This window comes from Bacteroidia bacterium (genome assembly GCA_040880525.1).
Lineage (GTDB): Bacteria > Bacteroidota > Bacteroidia > CAILMK01 > JBBDIG01 > JBBDIG01.
The window spans coordinates 22776-42967 of record JBBDIG010000013.1; the positions used below are offsets into that span (position 1 = coordinate 22776).

Annotated in this window: 17 protein-coding genes; 10 read left to right on the forward strand and 7 right to left on the reverse strand. The window is 44.6% G+C overall.

The features are described from left to right. The first annotated feature begins 23 nt into the window (after positions 1 to 23). Positions 24 to 1136: an AI-2E family transporter gene (locus tag WD077_02325; GenBank protein ID MEX0966045.1), complete on the forward strand. Its 1113-nt coding sequence runs from the start codon at positions 24 to 26 to the stop codon at positions 1134 to 1136. Positions 1137 to 1291: 155 nt separating this feature from the next. Here the strand turns inward: WD077_02325 and WD077_02330 are convergent, their stop codons facing one another. Then, positions 1292 to 2848: an ATP-binding protein gene (locus tag WD077_02330; protein ID MEX0966046.1), complete on the reverse strand. Its 1557-nt coding sequence runs from the start codon at positions 2846 to 2848 to the stop codon at positions 1292 to 1294. 315 nt (positions 2849 to 3163) lie between these two features. Here WD077_02330 and purH point away from each other — a divergent pair, with 315 nt between their 5' ends. The 6 genes from purH (at position 3164) to WD077_02360 (ending at position 10321) form a co-directional block, all read left to right on the forward strand. Then, entirely contained in the window at positions 3164 to 4693 is a 1530-nt protein-coding gene (purH, locus tag WD077_02335) for a bifunctional phosphoribosylaminoimidazolecarboxamide formyltransferase/IMP cyclohydrolase (protein MEX0966047.1), read from the forward strand. Positions 4694 to 4702: 9 nt separating this feature from the next. Further along, positions 4703 to 5725 (forward strand): rod shape-determining protein, encoded by a 1023-nt coding sequence (locus WD077_02340; GenBank protein ID MEX0966048.1) that lies wholly within the window; start codon positions 4703 to 4705, stop codon positions 5723 to 5725. 701 nt (positions 5726 to 6426) lie between these two features. Continuing rightward, on the forward strand, positions 6427 to 7551 hold the full coding sequence (locus tag WD077_02345) for a hypothetical protein (protein MEX0966049.1): 1125 nt from the start codon (positions 6427 to 6429) through the stop codon (positions 7549 to 7551). 48 nt (positions 7552 to 7599) lie between these two features. Continuing rightward, entirely contained in the window at positions 7600 to 8370 is a 771-nt protein-coding gene (locus WD077_02350) for a hypothetical protein (GenBank protein MEX0966050.1), read from the forward strand. Between the two features lie 220 nt (positions 8371 to 8590). After that, positions 8591 to 9139, forward strand: a complete 549-nt coding sequence (locus tag WD077_02355; protein ID MEX0966051.1) for a hypothetical protein — start codon at positions 8591 to 8593, stop codon at positions 9137 to 9139. A gap of 12 nt (positions 9140 to 9151) precedes the next feature. Then, positions 9152 to 10321 carry a tetratricopeptide repeat protein gene (locus WD077_02360; GenBank protein ID MEX0966052.1) on the forward strand — a complete coding sequence of 390 codons (1170 nt, stop codon included), beginning with the start codon at positions 9152 to 9154 and terminating at the stop codon, positions 10319 to 10321. Positions 10322 to 11010: 689 nt separating this feature from the next. Here WD077_02360 and WD077_02365 read toward each other — a convergent pair. From WD077_02365 to WD077_02390, 6 genes are all read right to left on the reverse strand, one after another. After that, complete coding sequence (locus WD077_02365) at positions 11011 to 11544, reverse strand: hypothetical protein (GenBank protein MEX0966053.1); 534 nt, start codon at positions 11542 to 11544, stop codon at positions 11011 to 11013. Further along, the gene (locus WD077_02370) at positions 11525 to 11665 is read right to left on the reverse strand and encodes a hypothetical protein (protein ID MEX0966054.1); all 141 of its coding nucleotides are present in this window, start codon (positions 11663 to 11665) and stop codon (positions 11525 to 11527) included. Before WD077_02370 ends, WD077_02365 begins: the two co-directional genes overlap by 20 nt. 257 nt (positions 11666 to 11922) lie before the next feature. Then, on the reverse strand, positions 11923 to 13707 hold the full coding sequence (locus tag WD077_02375; protein MEX0966055.1) for an acyl-CoA dehydrogenase family protein: 1785 nt from the start codon (positions 13705 to 13707) through the stop codon (positions 11923 to 11925). A 71-nt stretch (positions 13708 to 13778) separates the two neighbouring features. Then, entirely contained in the window at positions 13779 to 14951 is a 1173-nt protein-coding gene (locus tag WD077_02380; protein ID MEX0966056.1) for an acetyl-CoA C-acyltransferase, read from the reverse strand. Between the two features lie 394 nt (positions 14952 to 15345). Continuing rightward, positions 15346 to 15789: a DUF4168 domain-containing protein gene (locus WD077_02385; protein ID MEX0966057.1), complete on the reverse strand. Its 444-nt coding sequence runs from the start codon at positions 15787 to 15789 to the stop codon at positions 15346 to 15348. 32 nt (positions 15790 to 15821) lie between these two features. Continuing rightward, positions 15822 to 16370 carry a DUF4168 domain-containing protein gene (locus WD077_02390; protein ID MEX0966058.1) on the reverse strand — a complete coding sequence of 183 codons (549 nt, stop codon included), beginning with the start codon at positions 16368 to 16370 and terminating at the stop codon, positions 15822 to 15824. 435 nt (positions 16371 to 16805) lie between these two features. On the opposite strand from WD077_02390, the gene WD077_02395 reads away from it, so the two are divergent. From WD077_02395 to WD077_02405, 3 genes are all read left to right on the forward strand, one after another. Further along, on the forward strand, positions 16806 to 17945 hold the full coding sequence (locus WD077_02395; protein ID MEX0966059.1) for a PQQ-dependent sugar dehydrogenase: 1140 nt from the start codon (positions 16806 to 16808) through the stop codon (positions 17943 to 17945). A gap of 53 nt (positions 17946 to 17998) precedes the next feature. After that, a complete protein-coding gene (locus WD077_02400) occupies positions 17999 to 19294 on the forward strand; it encodes a cation:proton antiporter (GenBank protein ID MEX0966060.1) in 1296 nt (431 codons plus the stop codon). Between the two features lie 162 nt (positions 19295 to 19456). Then, complete coding sequence (locus WD077_02405) at positions 19457 to 20089, forward strand: MCP four helix bundle domain-containing protein (GenBank protein MEX0966061.1); 633 nt, start codon at positions 19457 to 19459, stop codon at positions 20087 to 20089. The last annotated feature ends 103 nt before the right edge of the window (positions 20090 to 20192 follow it).

A 20192-nucleotide genomic window follows, 5' to 3' on the forward strand; every position in this document is an offset into this window, starting at 1 on the left:
GGGCAGGCAATTATTATTTGTGTATGAGAAACTTACAACCGATCGTAAAAATACTGTTGCTGTTATGGCTTATTATCACAATCTTATTCTGTCTGATAGTAGCCCGTGATATCCTGATCCCAATAGCACTTTCCGTATTGCTGGGCTTTATGCTATATCCTGTTGCGGAGTTTTTGGAGAAGAAGGGGGTGCCAAGGATACTGGCCAATTTAATGGTGATCCTGTTGGCCGGAGCCGTCTTGTTTGGAGTGATCTTCTTAATGGCGAAACTCATCGGCAGCTTTATGAGCGATGTGCCGGGTATGAAAGAAAAGGTTGAAGAAAACCTCAGCGAATTTCAACAAACCATAAATGACTGGATAGGCGTAACGGAAGAAAAACAGGATGAGATGCTGAGCAAACAATCAGACGCGATATATGATTCTGTCAGCAATTTCGGAAAAATGGTTTTTTCGGCCACGGCAACTACAGTATTCAAGTTTTTTCTGCTGCCTGTATACGTTTTCCTGGTATTGTTTTACAGGGATAAATTCAGAATATTTCTTCACCAGATGATTGCTGACCGCAGCAGGCATACAGTGGAAAATATGATTACCGAAATATCTCATGTCGCCACAAAATATCTGAGCGGAATGACCTTTGTAGTGGTGATCCTTTCTTTCATAAATTCTACCGGGCTTTATTTAATCGGAATAAAACACGCCATCCTTTTTGGCCTTATTGCCGCTATTTTTAATTTTATTCCTTACCTCGGAACTATTATCGGCTATCTGGTAGTATTGGTTTTTGCGTTGGCTACGCAGGATATCAATATTGCGATGAGAATAATTCCGTTCTTTTTCATCGTTCAATTCGTTGAGAATAATATTTTAACACCCAATATTGCCGGTTCGCAGGTGAAGATCAATCCGATGGTGGCCATTGTATCCCTTATTATTTCGGGGACAATTTGGGGGTTGGCAGGCATGTTTGTCGTAATTCCGTATTTAGCCATGCTCTTGATCGTGTTTAAGCACATACCTACACTGCAACCTCTGGCTTTCCTGATGAGCACTACCGGAACGGAACATCATTCCATTTCCTGGGAGGGCATTAAAAGTAAATTCAAAAGATGGTTTGGAAAGAACGATCAATGATTTAAAAGACCCGGATCATTTTAAAGATTTAGGCGCCAAGTTACAAAGTCACACTAAGTTTTCTCTATCATTACCTGGCCCCCTCCTCAAGTGAGCGTGCGTCCGCACTTCATTTTAATAAAATTTTCTTCTTATCAAAGTTGCCGGAATTCAGTTTATTGCTTTTTTAATATCGTAAAGAAGAAAGTTGAACCGGCACCTTCGGTTGACTCCACCCAAATATTCCCTCCGGCAGCTTCGATGATCTTTTTGACGATGGCCAGTCCCACACCTGTGCTTTCGGTATCTTCTTCAGCGCTCAGCGTCTGGAACAACTGGAATATCCTGGAGTGATAATTTTCAGAAATTCCACTGCCATTATCTTTTACATAAAACAGGTACTTCCCCGGTTCATCTTCATAGCCAATTTCGATTTTTCCTTTTGGCTTATCATTAAATTTTATGGCATTCGATACCAGATTTTGAAATACCTGATAAATTTTGGTTTCCTGAAATTCGAGCACAGGCATGGTGCTGGGTACGGAAATAGAAACGGAATCGGGTTTCGGCAGGCTGGCGATCACCTCTTCCACTACTTTTTTCACGTTTACCTTTTTTGCCTCCTCGTCCATATCGCGGCCGGCACGTGAGTATTGTAGAATTCCTTCAATAAGGTCATGCATCCGTTTCACCCGTTGCATCAGGAGGTTGAGTTGTTCGCGGCCTTCAGGCCCAAGTTCCTTTTCGTAGTCTTCATGCAGCCATGTAGCTAAGGAGCTGATTCCGCGCAACGGAGCCTTCAGATCGTGCGATATGACGTACGCAAAGCGATTCAGTTCATTGTTAGTATTCACCAACTCCTGGTTCGCACTGATGATCTCAGCCGTCCGTTCCTGCACCATCTTTTCCAGGTGCTCCTGAGATTCCTTCAGTTTTTCCTGGAAAGTGATCTGGTCATGAATATTGGTAGCGGTGCCCACCCACATTTGTATCTCGTCCTTTTCATTCCGGACAGGGATGCTGCGCAGGAGGTGCCAGTAATATTTATCATCAGCGGCATTCTTCAGGCGCAATTCAAATTCATAGGGCTGTTTCTTTTCAGTGGCCTTTTCCCATTTTCTGCGGAGCTTCAGGAAATCATCAGGATGCACAATGGGAAACCATCCCTTTACCCGCACCTCCTCAATGCTCATCCCGGTATATTCAAACCATCGCTGGTTATGATAATCCAGCACGCCATCACCCATCATAGTCCAGGCCATTTGAGGAATAGATTCCACTACCAGTTGCTGCCTGCCCAACCGCAGATCCCCCGCAGAGGATGATCCTGCGGGTTTTTTCTCCTTCCATATAGATTTGGTCACTTCTTCCACCATCAACAGCAGCCCCCGGACAGCACCTTCCGGAGTTTTGTCCGGAACCGTCTCTATTTTCAGCGTCTTCTGCTCTCCGCTGGTATTGATCACAGGCTCCACAGAAGATACTCTTTCTCCTTCAAGGCCTTTCTGAATATAGGGATGAAGCCGTTCCAGTGCCGGAGGTTCAAGTGCTTCATTGATGGGTTTCCCATGTACGTCATTCCCCGGCAGGCCCGGCAATACCTTGTTATGATTATTTGAGAATTCAAACAGCAAATCCGCATTTATATAGGCCACCCAAGCGGGAACCTGGTTTAAGATAGCCTTAAACCGTTCTGTATCAGTTGCATTTACCAAATTTTGTTGAGGTGCCAAAATCCTTATAAGGTTTAATGTATAATATTTTTGTTCAGTTGTTACCTTCAATTAAATTGCAATAAGTGCAAATGGTTGAATAATTAACAGAAAAGCCTGGTGATATTTTCAGTCCATACCTGGGAACCCGGTGCCAAATCAGAATTTCAGACCCGATGACGCCATTGCTCAGGAGAGTTATTTTATAAGGTCTCTGTGTCTGCAGGATTTTTGGATTTTCTTCCGGATTTTGAAAAGAAATGAAAAGCTCAGGCGTCAAGATTCGTAGTCTTCATGATACGAATAATTTCTACTTTTGCGGCTTAATTATCAGCATTGGCAGACAATCAGACCACAATCCGCACCGCGCTAATTTCTGTTTACCACAAGGAAGGACTTTCCCCCCTGCTCAAGTTGCTAAAGGAGCACAACGTTCAGATCATCTCTACCGGTGGGACGGCAAAGTTTATTCGCAATGAGGGGTTTGAGGTAACAGATGCAGAGCAACTTACGTCTTATCCGTCCATTTTAGATGGCCGGGTAAAAACGTTGCATCCAGCAATATTTGGCGGCATCCTCAGCCGCAGCCGGAACCGCACTGATCAGGATGAGATGACGAAGCATGGCATTATGCCTATCCAGTTGGTGATCGTTGATCTTTATCCTTTTGAAGAAACTGTGGAAAGCGGAGCCGGGCATGAAGATATTATTGAAAAAATAGATATTGGCGGCATTGCACTGATTCGGGCCGCAGCCAAAAATTACCAGGATGTGGTCATCATTCCTTCAAGGGAACATTATAAATATCTTGAAGAAAAACTCTCTCAGGAAAAATTCTCCTTTGATACTGACGAAAGGAAATTGCTGGCGGGCGAAGCATTCAGAATTTCCTTACATTACGACAAAAATATTGGCAGCTACTTTTCCGGAGGTTCAGCAGAGGCACCGGCAATGCCCGGAATGGAAAACGGAAAACCGCTGCGCTATGGCGAAAACCCGCACCAGAACGGCTTCTTCATCGGAGAACTGGAGCAGGCGCTTGAACAGTTGAGCGGCAAGGAGCTTTCATACAACAACCTGCTGGACATTGACGCTGCCATTAATTTGATGAATGACCTGGAATCGGGATCATTTGCGGTGATAAAGCACAACAACCCGTGCGGGGTTGCCACAAGGGCAAATCCCGAAGCAGCCTGGAAAGATGCACTCGCTGGCGATCCGGTATCCGCTTTTGGAGGCATTATTATTACCAATGAAAAATTGACTGCAGCACTGGCCGAAGAAATTCATAACTTGTTTTTTGAAGTTTTAATTGCACCGGATTTTGACAGCGGAGCCCTGGATATTTTAAAACAGAAAAAAAACAGGATCCTCCTGAAGCAAAAGGAAACAGCATGGCCACAATCGCAGTTCAGGAGCGTATTGAACGGGGTTTTAATGCAAGACAAGGATATTAAAACGGAATCAATAAGCGATTTAAAAAACGTTACCCAAAAAACGGCCACTGAAAATGAAGTTGCCGATTTAATTTTTGCAAATAAAATAGTGAAGCACGCAAAAAGCAACGCTATTGTTTTAGTAAAAAATAAACAGCTTGTGGGAATTGGCGTAGGGCAAACATCGCGTGTAGATGCCTTGAAGCAGGCAATAGAAAAAGCCGCTAATTTTGATTTGAAACTGAAAGGGGCAGTAATGGCATCTGATGCCTTTTTCCCTTTTCCTGATTGTGTGCAGATGGCAAACAAGGCTGGCATAACCGCAGTTATACAGCCCGGAGGTTCCATCCGCGATGAAGATTCAATAAACTACTGCAACCAACATGGCCTTGCAATGGTAGTAACTGGTACCAGGCACTTTAAACATTAGGTTTTAGAAATGGGAATGTTCGATTTTTTTGTACAGGAGTTGGCAATTGACCTCGGAACGGCCAATACCCTCATTATATATAAAGACCAGGTGGTGGTGGATGAACCCTCCATCATTGCGAAAAACCGCATGACGGCAGAGGTGGTGGCCATTGGCAGCCAGGCGATGCAGATGCACGGGAAAACCCACGAGAACATCAAAACCATCCGCCCGCTGAAGGATGGGGTAATCGCAGATTTTGAGGCGGCAGAGCAGATGCTGCGCGGCATGATAAACATGATAAACAAGCGCAACCGCTTTTTCGCGCCCCACCTGCGCATGGTCATCTGCATTCCTTCCGGGATTACGGAGGTGGAGAAACGTGCGGTAAAAGACTCTGCCGAACGGGCCGGCAGCAAGGAAGTCTACCTGATCCATGAGCCAATGGCAGCAGCAATCGGTATCGGCATTGACGTGGAAGAGCCAGTGGGCAACATGGTGATTGACATTGGAGGCGGTACTACCGAAATTGCGGTAATTGCCCTGGGTGGCATCGTATGCGACCAGTCCATCCGAATTGCCGGTGATGAATTCACAAACGACATTGCTGAATATATGCGCAGGGAGCACAACATATTGATTGGAGAACGCTCTGCAGAAAAGATCAAAATAGAAGTGGGGGCCGCGCTGCCGGAACTGGAGAACCCGCCCCCGGATTTCTCTATAAATGGCCGCGACCTTATGACGGGCATTCCAAAGTCCGTAACCGTGAGCTACAGCGAAATTGCCCATGCGCTGGATAAGTCCATAGCAAAAATAGAAGAGGCTATTTTGAAAGCGCTGGAAATTACACCCCCGGAACTCTCAGCCGACATTTACCAAACCGGCCTTTACCTCACCGGTGGAGGCGCCCTGCTCCGCGGCCTTGATAAACGCATCAGCAAAAAGACCAAGCTGCCGGTTTACGTAGCCGAAGATCCCCTGCGCGCAGTAGTCCGCGGTACCGGCATCGCCCTGAAGAATATCCATCGATTCAAGTTCCTGATGACGTAGGGGAGTGGGTGGGCCGCCCTGGGTAGCCATGCTTTGGCTTCGAGGCTCTCTGTCGCAAGCGTTCGTTTGTGATTTCCAGGCACCACTCTTCGATCAGTAACTCCGTCCTTCAGGGCGGAGGAAAATGCTCCAAACCCCTTGCAGGGCTTTAGCTCTTTCCGGCAAACCCGAGGGTACAAAAAGGGCTGAAGCCCTTAGGTAAAGATGGCTCATTTTACCCTGCCCTAAAGGTCAGGGCCACTGATGTTTCGGGGTCCTGAAATGAAAGAGTCATGTGGAAGACATGAGGAAAACCTCACGCCAGATTGGGGGAATGTAAATGCTGCGAAGACGGGTGCTCTTAAAGGGCTTCCCTGTTTTAGGCTTTCCATCATTTGGAACAGGGAAATCTGGAGTTGTAGCGGCTCATTCATAGGTTTGTTTTTCTCTTAAAACCAAAACATTCCTTAATAATCCAAATGGATGTTTTTCTATTCACGCTGAATATCAGCAAAGAAAGCAATTGCATAAAATAACTTTAGCAATTTTTGCCATTTTTAATACTCCACATTGTTGGTTTTCAGATAAAACTTCCGGAAAATATTGAACTTTCATTGAATTTGCAATTTCTGTAAAAAAGTCAGGTACTTGCCTTAAAACTTAGTTTTCATACATCTTTATGTCGCTGTTCATTTGTGAGTAAACTTTAAAAATGAACAGTTATGAAAACTTCTATCAAATTCCTGATCAAAGGCTTCTTCACTATCTCTCTGCTAGTTTGTATGAAGTCGAATGCTCAAACCCAACCTGTATTAGGTGTACTCAACATTGAGGCAAATGGCGGAATGCTTGACGAGCAAAGTGCCGGCAACCTGGTGCGGTTGGAAATCGAAAAAACCGGCTTATATGCAGTGGTTGACAAGCACGATCTTGCCACTTATTTCGAAAGAGATACAACCTATACACAAGCCACCTGCCTCGGAATGAATTGCCTGATTGCAGTTGGAAAAGGGGTAAACGCTGATAAAATGATCGGTGGCGCCATCGAAAAGTTTGGTGACAAGATTATTATTTCGCTGCGGCTAATAAATGTAAGTGCCGGAGGCATTGAGAAGGTGCAAATTGATGAATACTTATATTTACCGGAGAGTATTCAGGAAATGGTTCAGGTGAGCGTTCAGAAACTGTTTGGACTGCCCTATAACACTGATGTGGCTTCCAAGCTCTCGCTGATCACAGAATACGAAAGCGAAATCAACAATCCCGGACAAACCCGGCTGGTACTCAATGGTCCGCGTACAGGAATTTCCTTTATTGCAGGCGAGGCAGCCAATCGTTTGATGGCGCCTAAGAGCGAGGGTGGTTTTGATGGCTATCCGTTCATGTTCGTGTTTGGCTATCAGCAGGAAATCCAGTATTTGAATTCCGGAGCTTTTCAGGCTCTTTTCGAAATCATTCCGGCTATATCAGGAATGGATCAAGGACTATTTATACCAAGTCTCAGCCTCCTCAATGGTTTTCGTAATAACTACAATGGTTGGGAGTTTGGTTTCGGGCCACACTTCACGTTAAATAGAATTGCCGAAGGTTTTCATTATCAAGGCAAATGGATATTAAAAAGGGACTACAATAAGGAAAAACACGGTGATGTTGAATTTGTAAAAAACACTGACATACGGGGGTTCCCGGGTTTACATTCTGCCTTTGTATTTGCCCTGGGAAAGAGCTTTAAATCAGGGAGGGTAAATATCCCACTTAACCTCTATGTCATTCCGGGGAAAAAGTCCCAGCGACTTGGGTTGATAATGGGCTTTAATTCAAAAAAGACTGACAAACCGGAAAAGTAATTTACACCGCACTTCATAATTCATATTCACACTTAAAATTTACATGTCATGAAAACAATCTTAATGTTTACACTGCTTTTACTTCCTTTATTAGGAAGTTCGCAATCTGTCTTGTCACTCCGCCTGAATCAATTTGCAGGAGGGGGTATAAATTCTTCCTACCAAGATGACTATTATGAATCTGATGTTAACATTAAACTAAGGGTTTTATCCTGTGATCTTGTGGCTGATTTTAACACATCTGAAACTAAGTTTTTCAGAACCAGAGCCGGTATCACCCGTTGGTCAGCTCAAGAAGAATATACAAGCAGTAGTACCGATTTCTTTAATCCGGGAACTTCAAGAACACAGGCCGGCATCTATAGGGTGCGCCAAACCTCCATGACGTTTGCTTTGGGCTTTGGTCATTACATTACCGGTGTAGCGGCAGATGGAACAGAAAAGAACGGGTCAAAATTCCGTACTTATATAGGCGGACAGCTACCCTTTACTGCTCTGGGTAAAATTGTAAGTGAATCAAACGACAGCATCACTGATCCCGACAACCCCTTTGCAGAATCACAGGTAAGAACAACCAAAATGGACGGTGGTTTTTCCATAGGCATCAAAGGATTTGGAGGCGTAAGGTATATGGTTTCCAAGAAACTGGGAATTGGGGCAGAAGTTTCCTACGGGTTTCAATACGCCAGGGTTGGGGGCGAAGAAGAATACTACAGGGATGGAAGACAACTGAATGGTGATAACAATGGTAAAACAAATGTTAATTTATTTGGATTTGCACCGGTTACTACTTCAGCTTCTATTTCCCTGGCACTTTAAGGATTTTGTAAGAGGATAACTGATCTCCGGTTATCCTCTTACTAAGTCCCTCTTTTTAATGTATTCCAGGCTCATGCAAGGGCCTTTCAGAAAAGGGCATCACTCCTATTTTAGCCGCAAACCCACTCCTGACAGCGGTTTCAGCCCAATTAATTTTCTACTCTAGCAATTGAAATATTTCATAATTTTACCGGAAAATACCTAATAATCAACCAATGCTATGAAGGACATTGATTTACTTCACCTTGCCATTACTGTTGGAAGCGCAGCTTTCACAGTATTATTTTTTTTCGTAAGGACTCGAGGGGCTAAATTCCTTTCCGGAGTTTTTCTGGCCACTACAGTCGGTTTGGGGCTAATCACGATGCAAAAACTCATGTGGTCAGATGGAGATCATAAAGAAGTATGCATAGAGGATGGTGAACGATATGAGGATAACGATTTGGGAGAGGCAGCCAGTGAAAGTACTATAGAAGTCAGAGAGAGGTTAACCGCAGAATTCTTAACCCCTGGCAGGCTTGAAGGCAATGAACGACATGCTGCATTTCTTGCAAAACCATTGATAGACGGTATTTTTCTAAGACATCCGCGTGCCAATGGCATTATGATGTATGCCGGATATATTGACGGTGAAGGTTTGGTTATCCATTGCGAACCCTCCATACAACATAATATTGTAGTACATGAAGCGCTCTTCAATGCCACAAGTGTTAAGCTAACCGGATATTGTCCATTTAACTGTGTTAACGTTCGTCCATTAGGTTATTAAAGAAAATGTAAGATGAACATCACCTTCAGAACATTCGTCAAGCGCTTGCTTCTGCCGGTGATGTTTATCATTTTAATCGCCTTGCCAGTTCATTCAGAAAAGCTGGATAACTCAGCTCAAAAACCAGAATTTTCCAATGTGGATGAGTTGAATGGCCTTTCGGCCGGGCTTAGGAAGCAAAACCTGCTCGATTCTTCATACAAAGTTGCCACACTTGCTATGCAGCAAAGTGAAGAATCGCAATACACCCGGGGTAAAGCTGATGCCGCATTCAACCTTGCTCAATATTACCTCATAAAATCATTGATTGACAAAAGCATTCACCAGGTCAGGATTGCCCGGGGATTTTATGAAGAACAAGGCGATTTAAGTGGTATAGCTAAATGTGAAATGCATTTAGGACTGGTATATTTTAACCAGAAGAAGTTTAAGGATGCAGAATATTTTTTCAGCAAGGGAATAGCAGGTTCAGCCGCTAATGATGTGCAGACGGCAACCTTGCATTACTTATCAGGCCTGTGCTTTTCTGAAACAGGGAATTTTAATCAGGCCGAAAGCCACCTGCTTAAGGCACAACAATTCTTTAAAGATTCCGGCATTCCTAAACGCCTTCTGGAGTCTGAAGTAGGATTGGCTGATCTTTACCTAAAGTCAGGTAAGTATGATGAAGCTGAAAGTTATTACAGCAAAGCTTTATCAGGCTTCCGGTCTCATCAGGATGAGTTGGAGGGAATTTCTAAGTGCGTTTATGGTTTAAGTTTAGTGTATAAGCAGAAAGGTCAGGTAAACCAGGCTATACAGAAAGCAGAGGAGGCTTTTGAAATCTCCTATGCCCGTGGGTTTTTCCTCGTTTCTGAACCTGCCGCCAAAATGCTCTCAACCCTTTACCTGCAAAAGGGAGATTTTGCCCGGGCCTACGTCTACCAGGAAAAATATTACGGCATCAGGGATTCCATTTTATCTGCTGACAATTTAAAAGCTGTTCTCAGTATTCAGTCAGAGTTGCAGTTATCCAAAAAGCAAACGGAGATTGAACTCCTTCAGAAGCAAAAGCAAATTAGCCGGATTACTATTTATTCCTCTATCGGAGGAGGTGTGTTGTTTCTTCTACCATTAAAAGCATTTAAAGAAGAAATACCCAGGATAATCCTTGCCCTCTCTGCTGAAGGAGCCGTTTCCTGATAAGGCCATCCCAAATTGATAAAAAGATCAGGGATAGAAATAGTCTTGCCACAGGGTACATCTCTATAAAGGCTTTGAGAACCTTCAAAACTAGCCAAAATATCATATTTGCCAGTTCCATCAAAGTCAAAACGATAGGAGCCGTCTATATTAGTGGAGGTCATTTGAATCACCTTTTCTTCTCTGAGTACATATACGATTGCACCAACCACAGGCTTCTTTTTATAGCCATGAAAAAAGATCTGTCCTTTAATTTCACAGGCAAAGGACATCTGGAAAATGCTACCTGTAAAAATTAGCAGAAATATTATGCTATTCCGTAAGAACATCCTTGAGGGTTTCAATTTGTTGTTCACTTTTAATCTTCCACATAATTCCTGATCCAGACGACTTTCTAACGTACAACGTGCCATTCAGCCCTAATCGTTCAATCAGTTCATCAGTTCATCATAATCACTGCCTGAAATTTCGGTCTCTATCTCATCTGGCAGTTTTGAAAGTGCGTAAAATTCTGTGATCTCTTCGTGCATTGCTTAGTTGGTAAAGGTACGAGTTACGCTATCGCTAAACTCGCACCAGCGCGGAGCGAGGTATTTTCAGTATGTGTTTTCTATTGTTATAGAACCTTCCCGATAACCATCCTGATATTTTATGGAATCAATCATACTACCGGATTCAGTAAAAAATTTCTAATAACCAGACCTTACCCCATCTTCAAATGCCCCTTTATATTGAACTTGTCCATCAGGATAAAAAATTTTTACTAATCCGTTTCCTTCTTTCAAATTACCGGGATTCAAAACATTTCCAGAGCTATCATAAACAGCTTTAATTTCCCACAGCCTATCTAAATTATAAAGAAGTTCACAACGTAATTGCCCATTCTCATAGTACTCTCTTAAGGTTCCATGAAATATATCATTAAAACATTCAACTTCTATTTGTATTCTTCCATTTTCAAAAAAAGATTTAGAAATTCCATTGAGCTTCCCCTTTTTAAAGTATGAAATTTCTATTGTATCACCAGTTTCGGCTAACCACACAAATTTCCCGCATCTTTTTCCATTTATTGTATTTATTTGATAAATGTATTTTAGACGTTCTTCTTTTTCCTCGTAATTTGAATAATATTCCTTTTTAGTAGAACAGCAGGAATTTAAAAAAAGTGTTATTAATACGGGAAGTAAAACTACTCCACAAGCCTTATTCTGTGGTGCTTTCATCTTCTTTAGCCATCGGGTTTTCACCTTTTAGAATTTTCTCTCTATTATCATATAAATACTTCCCTGTTTCTTGAAGATTTTTATTATAATCATCACGATAATCAGGAACAGCAGAGTACATTTCCCAAATGGTTGGTAAGCTCGAATAAACGTTTACCTCTGCAGCGCTGTAAATTCACTGTATCCATAACCGTAGTCCCTGAATCCAAATATGCAGTTTCGGTAAGCGTAACCACAATATGGTCAAATTTCCCTTTGTAATGAAACCACTTTAGCACGAGGCTGTCGTGCCTATAAACTCCCAACCTCTGGCGCGAACATCCCAGCTTGTGCTATATCATAAATAATTAAAATCAGCGCAGGCATTAAAACAACTCTTCAAAATACCCACTTCCCGCTTTCAATTAATTTACCCGCAATTTTCCTCCTTAACGCCACCGTGTTTACTATTTTGAATTTAGTGAAGCGCTTGAGGCCCATCAGCATCATGCGCTGTTCGTCTCCGTGGGTGAAAGCTGCAATGGCGTGCTTGCCGCAGAGGTTGATCTGCTCCAGAGCATCGCTCAGATAAACCTGCGTCATCCACATGTAGGGCGAAGATTCGTCTTCGCCACTGCTCCCGGTGCGCTTCATTGTCCGCAGCAATGCCGATTCCGCAGCAAATACCTTGATCATCATATCCGTTATATCCATGATGATTTCCTGCTCCTTTTCCAGGTCCTGCATCAGCTTTTGTGCGGCAGCCCCGGCCACCATCAGGATCGCCTTCTTAGTATTAGCAATAGCCTTCAGTTCTGCGGCAAAGGGGCTTTCATCACTTTCGCCAAAGTCGGGGATTGACATCAGCTCTGCCTGCACCGCCTTTGCCGGGCCCATTAAGTCGAGCTGGCCTTTAAGGGCGCGCTTCATCAGCATATCCACCGTGAGCAGCCGGTTGATCTCGTTGGTTCCTTCAAAAATGCGGTTGATACGTGAATCGCGATAGGCGCGGGCAGCGGGATATTCCTCGCTATAGCCATAACCACCATAGATCTGCACCATCTCATCCACCACGTAGTCCAGCATCTCGGATCCAAGCACCTTCAGCATGGCGCATTCAATGGCATATTCCTCCGCAGCGCCCATTAATGCCTCAGAGTATTCGCTGCCTGCATCTTCCATTTCCTGGCCCTTTTGGCGGATGAGATCGCTTACCCGGTAGGTGGCCGATTCTGTTGCAAATATGAGAATGGCCTGTTCTGCCAGTTTATGCTGAATGGCTCCGAAACCAGAAATGGCTTGCCCGAACTGCTGCCGTTCATTGGCATATTGCACTGACCTGTTGAGGCAGGTAATGGCACCGCCCACTACCATAGCGCAGAGTTTGAAGCGCCCGATGTTGAGAATATTAAAAGCGATTTTGGCCCCTTTCCCGGCATCGCCCAGGAGGTTTTCTTTCGGCACTTTTACATTGTCAAAAAAGATCTGCGTGGTAGAAGAGCCTTTGATTCCCATCTTTCGTTCCTCGTCTCCACGCTTCAGCCCTTCGCTATCAGCCGACACAATAAAGGCAGAAAAGCCCTGCTTGTCGTCCGGCAGGTTATCGCCTGAAATTTGGGCAAATACGATGAAGAGATCAGCAAATCCGCCATTGGTGATCCACATTTTCTGGCCGGTCAGTAAATAGTGGTTACCATCTTCGGAGAGTTCGGCTTTTGTCCGGGCTGCCAGTGCATCCGATCCGGATCCCGGCTCTGTGAGGCAATAGGCCGCTTTTAGCTCGCCAGTAGCAAGCTTGGGCAAATACTGCTGGCGCTGGGCCTCAGTGCCGTAATAGAGAATAGGCAGCGTGCCGATGCCTGTGTGGGCCGCCAGCGAAACGCCAAAAGAATTGCTTTTGCCAATGGCTACAGAAATAGCCGTATTGGTATTGAATCCCTTGCCGAGGCCACCATACTTTTCCGGCAGCGCTGTGCCCAGCAGGCCCATTTCACCTGCCTTGTCCAGGAGTTCCTGTACTAATCCCGGCTTTTGCTTATCAATATCTTCCACATGAGGCCATATTTCTTTCTCAATAAACTCATGCGCAACATCTGCCATCATTCTCGATTCTTCATCCAGATCAGATGGTGTGAAAATATCTTCAGGAGCTATTTCTTTTATTAGCCATTCTCCACCTTTCATACTGATTGGTATTTAAATTTTTGAACATTAAAATATTTGAATACTAAATCTCAACTGGCTAACGGGAAAACTTAATTAAGCCTTTCAATCACTCCCGCAATTCCCTGCCCTCCACCGATGCAGGCGGTTACCAAACCAAATTTCTGATTCCTGCGCCTCAATTCATTAATGATGCTTATCGAGAGCTTGGCACCGGTACAACCCAATGGATGGCCGAGGGCGATGGCACCACCGTTTACATTTACGATCTCAGGGTTCAGGCCCGCCTCACGAATTACTGCAAGGGACTGGGCAGCAAAGGCTTCATTCAATTCCACGAGGTTGATATCCGAAATGCTCAATCCTGCCTGCTTCAGCGCTTTCGGGATAGCATTCACCGGGCCTATGCCCATCACGCGCGGATCCACACCGACAGCCGCACAACTTACCAGCCGGGCCACCGGTTCCAGCTTCAGTTCTTTTACCATTTTTTCGCTCATCACCAGCACGAAAGCTGCGCCATCAGAGGTCTGCGAGGAATTTCCGGCCGTTACCGAACCGCCTGCTGCAAAGACGGGCTTCAGTTTGGAAAGCACCTCCAGCGAAGTATCCGGGCGCGGCCCCTCGTCCGTATCTACTGTGAAATTGCGGGTTTTGCGTTTTCCCTCGGCCACATATACATCCTCAATTTCCACCGGAACTATTTCATCTTTATATCGTCCTTCCTTTATGGCTTTCAGCGCTTTCTGATGGCTTTGATAAGAAAATTCATCCTGGTCCTCCCGACTCACTTTGTAGTCTTTTGCCACTTCCTCAGCCGTTAATCCCATGCCCAGGTAGTAATGCGGATTTTCCTTCGCCACCTCGTAGTTGGGAACCGTCTTCCAGCCCACCGTAGGAACCAGGCTCATGCTTTCTGTGCCGCCAGCAATGATGCAGTCCGCCATGCCCATTTTTATCTTGGCCGTAGCAATAGCGATGGTCTCTAATCCGGAGCCGCAATAGCGATTGACCGTCATGCCCGGCACATGCTCCGGAAGGCTCATGAGCGCGATCATCCTCCCGATCTGCAGGCCCTGTTCTGCTTCCGGTACGGCATTGCCTACAATCAGATCATCCACTCTTTGCGGGTCCAGTTCAGGCGTTTGTTCCAGCAAATGCCGGATTATATCGCGCGCCATATTATCGGGTCTGTAAAACCTGAAACCGCCTTTACCAGCCTTGCCAACCGCTGTTCTGAATCCTTTTATTATGAATGCGTCCATAAGTTATCGTATTTAATTTCAGGGAAAATTCTCAAATAGAGATTCCCCATTGTGTTTAAATGAACGTGAAAAGAATTGGTTTGATCTGCCCACAATATCCAATGGTACGAAGAGGGCTGAAGCCTTGAGGAAAAGAGGGCTCGTTTTTACCCTGCCCTGAATGAAGGACAGGGCTATTGAAGGGGAAGCATGTACCCGTGCCACTCTGGATAGCCAAGCTCAGGTTTCAATGGCCGGATATTACGCTGATGTTGGTTGTCCGTATTTCAGGGCACAAAAAAACACCTGAAGGAATATCAAATACGACATTCGCTTCAGGTGTTGAAACAGGGAACAAAAGGGGAATTTAACTGTCCTCTTATTTCCCGGCTAAGTGCTCATTTTCCTGCAGTTCTTAGCCTTGCATGTGCTCCTGTAGTTTCTTTTGCAATTCAGGATCTCTCTGCATCTGCGATGCAATTTCCTGATAGCGCTCAATGCTCAATCCATGCTCTTCGATCTTCTCTTCCATCTTCTTTTGGGCTTCGGTCTGGATCGTTCCTAATTCCTGAACTACAGCTTCATAGTTTTTATTCTCTTCTGGCGTAAGTTCAATCTCGGCTTCAGGGTTCTGCTGGGCCTGCTGAATCTCGTTATAGCGCTGCACGTCAAAGCCTTGTTCTTCTACTGCGCCTACCATTTTCTGCTGTGCCTCCTGATTAACGGATTGCACTTCCTGGAATGCCGCAGCAAACTGTTCAATTTCCTTCTCAGAAACTTCCTTCTGGGTCTCCGTCTGGGCGAAACCAGCCGTAGCACCAAAAAGAATAATCATTAATAAACTCGTGATCTTTTTCATTGCTTCAATTTTTATTTAGGTGATGTAAATTATTAATTCGGTTGTTGTTGCAATTCCCGGAACCTTTCCTGTAACCGTGTATCGGCTTGCAGTGCCATTCCAATTTCCTGATACCGCGTTTCTTCCAGTCCTGCTTCCTCTATTTTCTCTTGCATCTTTTGCTGCGCCCCGGCCTGAATAATTTCCACTTCCTGGCTCACGACATTATACTGCTGAAGCTCTTCTTCTGTAGCGTCTGCTTGCTGTGTGGGGTCCTGCTCTGCCTGCTGTATTGCGCTGAATCGCTGGACATCCATCTCACTTTCAATAGCTGTTACCATTTCATCTTGTGCTTCCTTGTTGATGACCTGGGCATGTTCCACCACCTCAGCAAACTGCTGAAGTTCTTCATCACTTACCTCCGTTGCCTCTGGCTGCTGTTGCTGAAATGGCTCAGGATCTTGTGGGGCCTCGGCTGGATCATGTTCCATTGCCGTCTGATCATCCACCTCCTGATCATTGTTATTTTCTGCTGTTTCCTGTTGGCAGCCAAACATTAAGAGCAGGCCCGCAATGATGCTTCCAAAATACTTTAAATTCATAATTTTAATTGAATTTGATTGTGAATAAACCTTCCCGAATTTTTAACCGGAACGCTTAAAAAATGTTGAAATAAATTTAAAAGGGTGCGAAGATAAAAAATATTGCAGTAACGCCATAATTATTATCATATTGCACTTTTTTCAGAACAATTTTTAAAATAATTCCTGCGATCGGAAAAACCTTCATTATTTATCAGAATCAATACCAAAAAGCATTGTTGATTTAAGCAGACTTCCTGCCCGTTTTTCACACATAGGCCGCATCAATAATTTCATGATTTTACACATATATTATAATATTAAATATAGGTATAAAAAAGCAACTAAATAAAATGTGCAAATTATTTAAGAAATCCAATATCTGGATTTTCAAAGAGCCAAAAAAACTTCAACATTGATATTCAGAAGGTGTTATAGTCTTTCAAAAAAAGCACTATGAATAGTTCAGAAAAATACATTCTTTCTCAGGTAAAAATTTATCTGGCAGCAACCTTCTTTTTCCTGTTAGTTTCTGGCTCAGCCTGCGGACAGAAAAAGAAAGTAGAAACGGAACAGGGCGAAGTAGCGGTCCGGGAGATTGCCCAAAACCTGGAGCATCCCTGGGGAATGGCCTTTTTGCCGGATGGCCGGTTGCTGGTTACCGAACGCTCCGGCCAGCTCAGGATCCTCTCAAACGATACCACGCTGTCTGATCCGCTCCAGGGTGTTCCCGAAGTTTTTGCCAAAGGACAAGGGGGCTTGCTGGATGTAGCCCTTGACCCTGATTTTGAGACAAACAGCCTCGTCTATCTCTCTTATGCGGAACCCGGCCCGGATAATACTGCTTCTACAGCGCTGGGCCGTGGAAGGCTTGAGGGCAACAGCATCCGCGACTTCTCGGTCATTTTCAGGCAGGAGCCAAAGGTGGATGGTTCGAATCACTTTGGAAGCAGGATCGTCTTTTTTAAAGGCAAGATATTTCTGACACTTGCTGAGCGTTTCAAATTTGATCCGGCACAGGATCTTTCCAATCATCTCGGTGCTATTGTGCGCATTAACCGGGACGGCTCTATTCCACCGGATAATCCATTCGCTGATCAGAATGATGCTGAAGATGCCATCTGGACTTATGGTCATCGAAATATCCAGGCTGCGGCTATTGATCCGAATACCGGAAACTTCTGGGTGGCCGAGATGGGCCCGCAAGATGGTGATGAACTAAACCTGATAACGGCTGGAAATAACTATGGCTGGCCCATCGTGTCATGGGGCGAAAACTATGACGGCTCCGATATACCAGATCCTCCGACACGCCCCGAATTTACAGATGCTGTAGTGAAATGGACACCGGTAATCTCTCCCTCCGGTATGGAATTTTACACCGGAGATATATTCCCGGAATGGCAGGGGAAAATGCTGATTGGCGGCCTGTCCTCAAAGGCCCTGGTGGTAGTAACGGTAAATGGCGAACAGGCCAAAGAATCTGACAGGCTTGATCTGGGAGCGCGGATCAGGAATGTAAAGCAAGCACCCGATGGTTCTGTTTATTTGCTAACGGACCAGAACAATGGCAAAATTTTGCGGCTGACCAAATAAGATGAAGAGGAATCTATAAGGTCTGTTCATGGCTTTAATATCCTGATCTATAAATGGAAATAAAAGAAGCGCTGCACACCTTCAGCAGCTATAGCTTATGGCTGGTAATCATCGGTATTGCCATCATTGCGGTTTCAGTCCTTCCCCGGATATTGGCCAGCTTCCCGTTTTCCATGCCAATTGGTTTGCTCGTTTTTGGCTATGCTGTTGTTGCCTTGCCCTTCGGTTTAGATGCACCGGATGTCAATGCACAAAGCAAGTTTGCTGAACACCTCACTGAACTGGGCGTGATTATATCGCTCATGGGAGCAGGACTGAAGATTGACCGTCCGCCAAGCCTGAAGGGATGGAGCGTAACCTGGCGGCTGCTCGGCATTACGATGGTCATTACGATCGCGCTTTCAGCCTTTATCGGGTGGTGGTTTCTGGCCTTTGCACCTGCCACGGCCATGCTGCTCGGAGCCGTTATAGCCCCTACCGATCCTGTCCTCGCCTCAGAAGTGCAGGTAGCTTCTCCGGGTAAATCTGCACCGGATGATGAAGATTCCCAACGTGCGCATCACAAAGCCGAGGATGAACTGCGGTTTGCGCTCACCTCTGAAGCCGGCCTCAATGACGGCCTGGCATTTCCCTTTACAAATATGGCCATTGCCATGGTGATTGCCGGTGCTCATCCGGCCGGCTGGTTCGGCACCTGGCTTTCGATCCATGTGCTGTACGAAATGGCGGTGGCGGTAATTATAGGACTTGGGCTGGGTTATTTGCTGGCCCGTTTGCTGATGGCAATTCCGGCCGATAGCCATATCGCCAAAGCCATGACCGGTTTGGGCGCATTGGCTGCTACGCTGCTTTTGTACGGAACCACTGAATTTTTTGGCGGCTACGGATTTCTGGCAACTTTTGTAGGCGCTGTGATGATTCGGCAATATAAACCTCACCACCCGCTTCATAAACCAATGCATATTCTTACTGAAAAATTAGAACGCATCTTAACTGCCATTATCCTGCTGGCACTGGGCGCTGCCATTGCAGGGGGTCTGTTGGCCGCACTCAACTGGAAGCTGATCGTTTGTGCCGTACTGATCATCTTCGTTGTACGTCCGGTAGCCGGCATGGCCGGGCTTGCAGGATCTAAAGCTGCTCCGTGGCGCGAGCGACTGGCCATCAGCTTCCTCGGGATCAGGGGAATTGGATCATTGTACTATCTTGCCTACGCCCTTAATCAGCAGGATTTTGCCGGTTCCGAAACGCTTTGGGCGCTGGTGGCCCTGGTGATCGTAATTTCAATATTTGTACATGGAATCACTGCCACGCCCATAACTGAGAAGCTAGATAAAATGCGCACCTGAAACTGAATTTTCAACGTAGTTACATCCATAGACGAACCTGAAAACACATTTCTGGAATGCTTTTCGATTTTCATCAATACCGGTTATTCTGCGGCCAAATACTTAATTTTGACCGGTGGGTAGAAAAGAACAACTGGTTTAAAAACTTAAAGACGAGAACTTATGAAATGGATATACAGCCGAAAGCAAAAATTGATTATTGCAGTGACGCTGATCGTAGTATTGGCGATGGCCGTATGGAGCAATCTTTCAGAACGAAATAAATTGGAAAAACTTAATCACTCATTTGTTTCCATTTATGAAGACCGGCTTTTAGTGGAAAGCTATATATACAAGCTTTCGGAATTATTGCATAAAAAAGAGGCAATCATAAATTCAAATTCCGGAAATAGCAGAAGTACCAAAAAAGAATTGCATAAATTAGATAATGAAATAAATGACTTAATCGCACAATATGAAGTTACTTTTCTCACCACCGCTGAGGCAATATATTTTCAAAGGCTAAAGGATATTCTGGATGACGGGAAAAAGGCAGAAAGCAATGGTGGTTCCTTAAGGGCAGAGGAGCAAAAAAAAATAAGATCATCGCTGCTGATCCTCTCTAAACTCTCGGATATACAAGTGGCAGAGGGCGCGAGAATAAAGGACGAATCAAAAAAGTTAATGCTCGGTAGCGCTGTATCCTCGCAATTTGATATGGCACTTTTAATTATAATTGGATTGGCACTTCAGGGATTGCTTTTGGCCTCACAATCGCTAAAAGATAAATTTGACCAAAATTATAATTTGAATTAAAATAATTGCAAAACCATTTTTTTATTTAAAATTATGGTTAAAATTAATTTTATAGGTATAGGCGCTTAGGTAGCAATATGTTATTTTTGCTCCATGTTAAAGA

Bases quoted from the DNA above. Each gene is read 5' to 3' on its own strand.
- WD077_02325 (MEX0966045.1), top strand. From the start codon at position 24: ATGAGAAACTTACAACCGATCGTAAAAATACTGTTGCTGTTATGGCTT.
- WD077_02340 (MEX0966048.1), top strand. From the start codon at position 4,703: ATGGGAATGTTCGATTTTTTTGTACAGGAGTTGGCAATTGACCTCGGA.
- WD077_02345 (MEX0966049.1), top strand. From the start codon at position 6,427: ATGAAAACTTCTATCAAATTCCTGATCAAAGGCTTCTTCACTATCTCT.
- WD077_02350 (MEX0966050.1), top strand. From the start codon at position 7,600: ATGAAAACAATCTTAATGTTTACACTGCTTTTACTTCCTTTATTAGGA.
- WD077_02355 (MEX0966051.1), top strand. From the start codon at position 8,591: ATGAAGGACATTGATTTACTTCACCTTGCCATTACTGTTGGAAGCGCA.
- WD077_02360 (MEX0966052.1), top strand. From the start codon at position 9,152: ATGAACATCACCTTCAGAACATTCGTCAAGCGCTTGCTTCTGCCGGTG.
- WD077_02365 (MEX0966053.1), bottom strand. From the start codon at position 11,544: ATGAAAGCACCACAGAATAAGGCTTGTGGAGTAGTTTTACTTCCCGTA.
- WD077_02370 (MEX0966054.1), bottom strand. From the start codon at position 11,665: ATGTACTCTGCTGTTCCTGATTATCGTGATGATTATAATAAAAATCTT.
- WD077_02375 (MEX0966055.1), bottom strand. From the start codon at position 13,707: ATGAAAGGTGGAGAATGGCTAATAAAAGAAATAGCTCCTGAAGATATT.
- WD077_02380 (MEX0966056.1), bottom strand. From the start codon at position 14,951: ATGGACGCATTCATAATAAAAGGATTCAGAACAGCGGTTGGCAAGGCT.
- WD077_02385 (MEX0966057.1), bottom strand. From the start codon at position 15,789: ATGAAAAAGATCACGAGTTTATTAATGATTATTCTTTTTGGTGCTACG.
- WD077_02390 (MEX0966058.1), bottom strand. From the start codon at position 16,370: ATGAATTTAAAGTATTTTGGAAGCATCATTGCGGGCCTGCTCTTAATG.
- WD077_02395 (MEX0966059.1), top strand. From the start codon at position 16,806: ATGAATAGTTCAGAAAAATACATTCTTTCTCAGGTAAAAATTTATCTG.
- WD077_02400 (MEX0966060.1), top strand. From the start codon at position 17,999: ATGGAAATAAAAGAAGCGCTGCACACCTTCAGCAGCTATAGCTTATGG.
- WD077_02405 (MEX0966061.1), top strand. From the start codon at position 19,457: ATGAAATGGATATACAGCCGAAAGCAAAAATTGATTATTGCAGTGACG.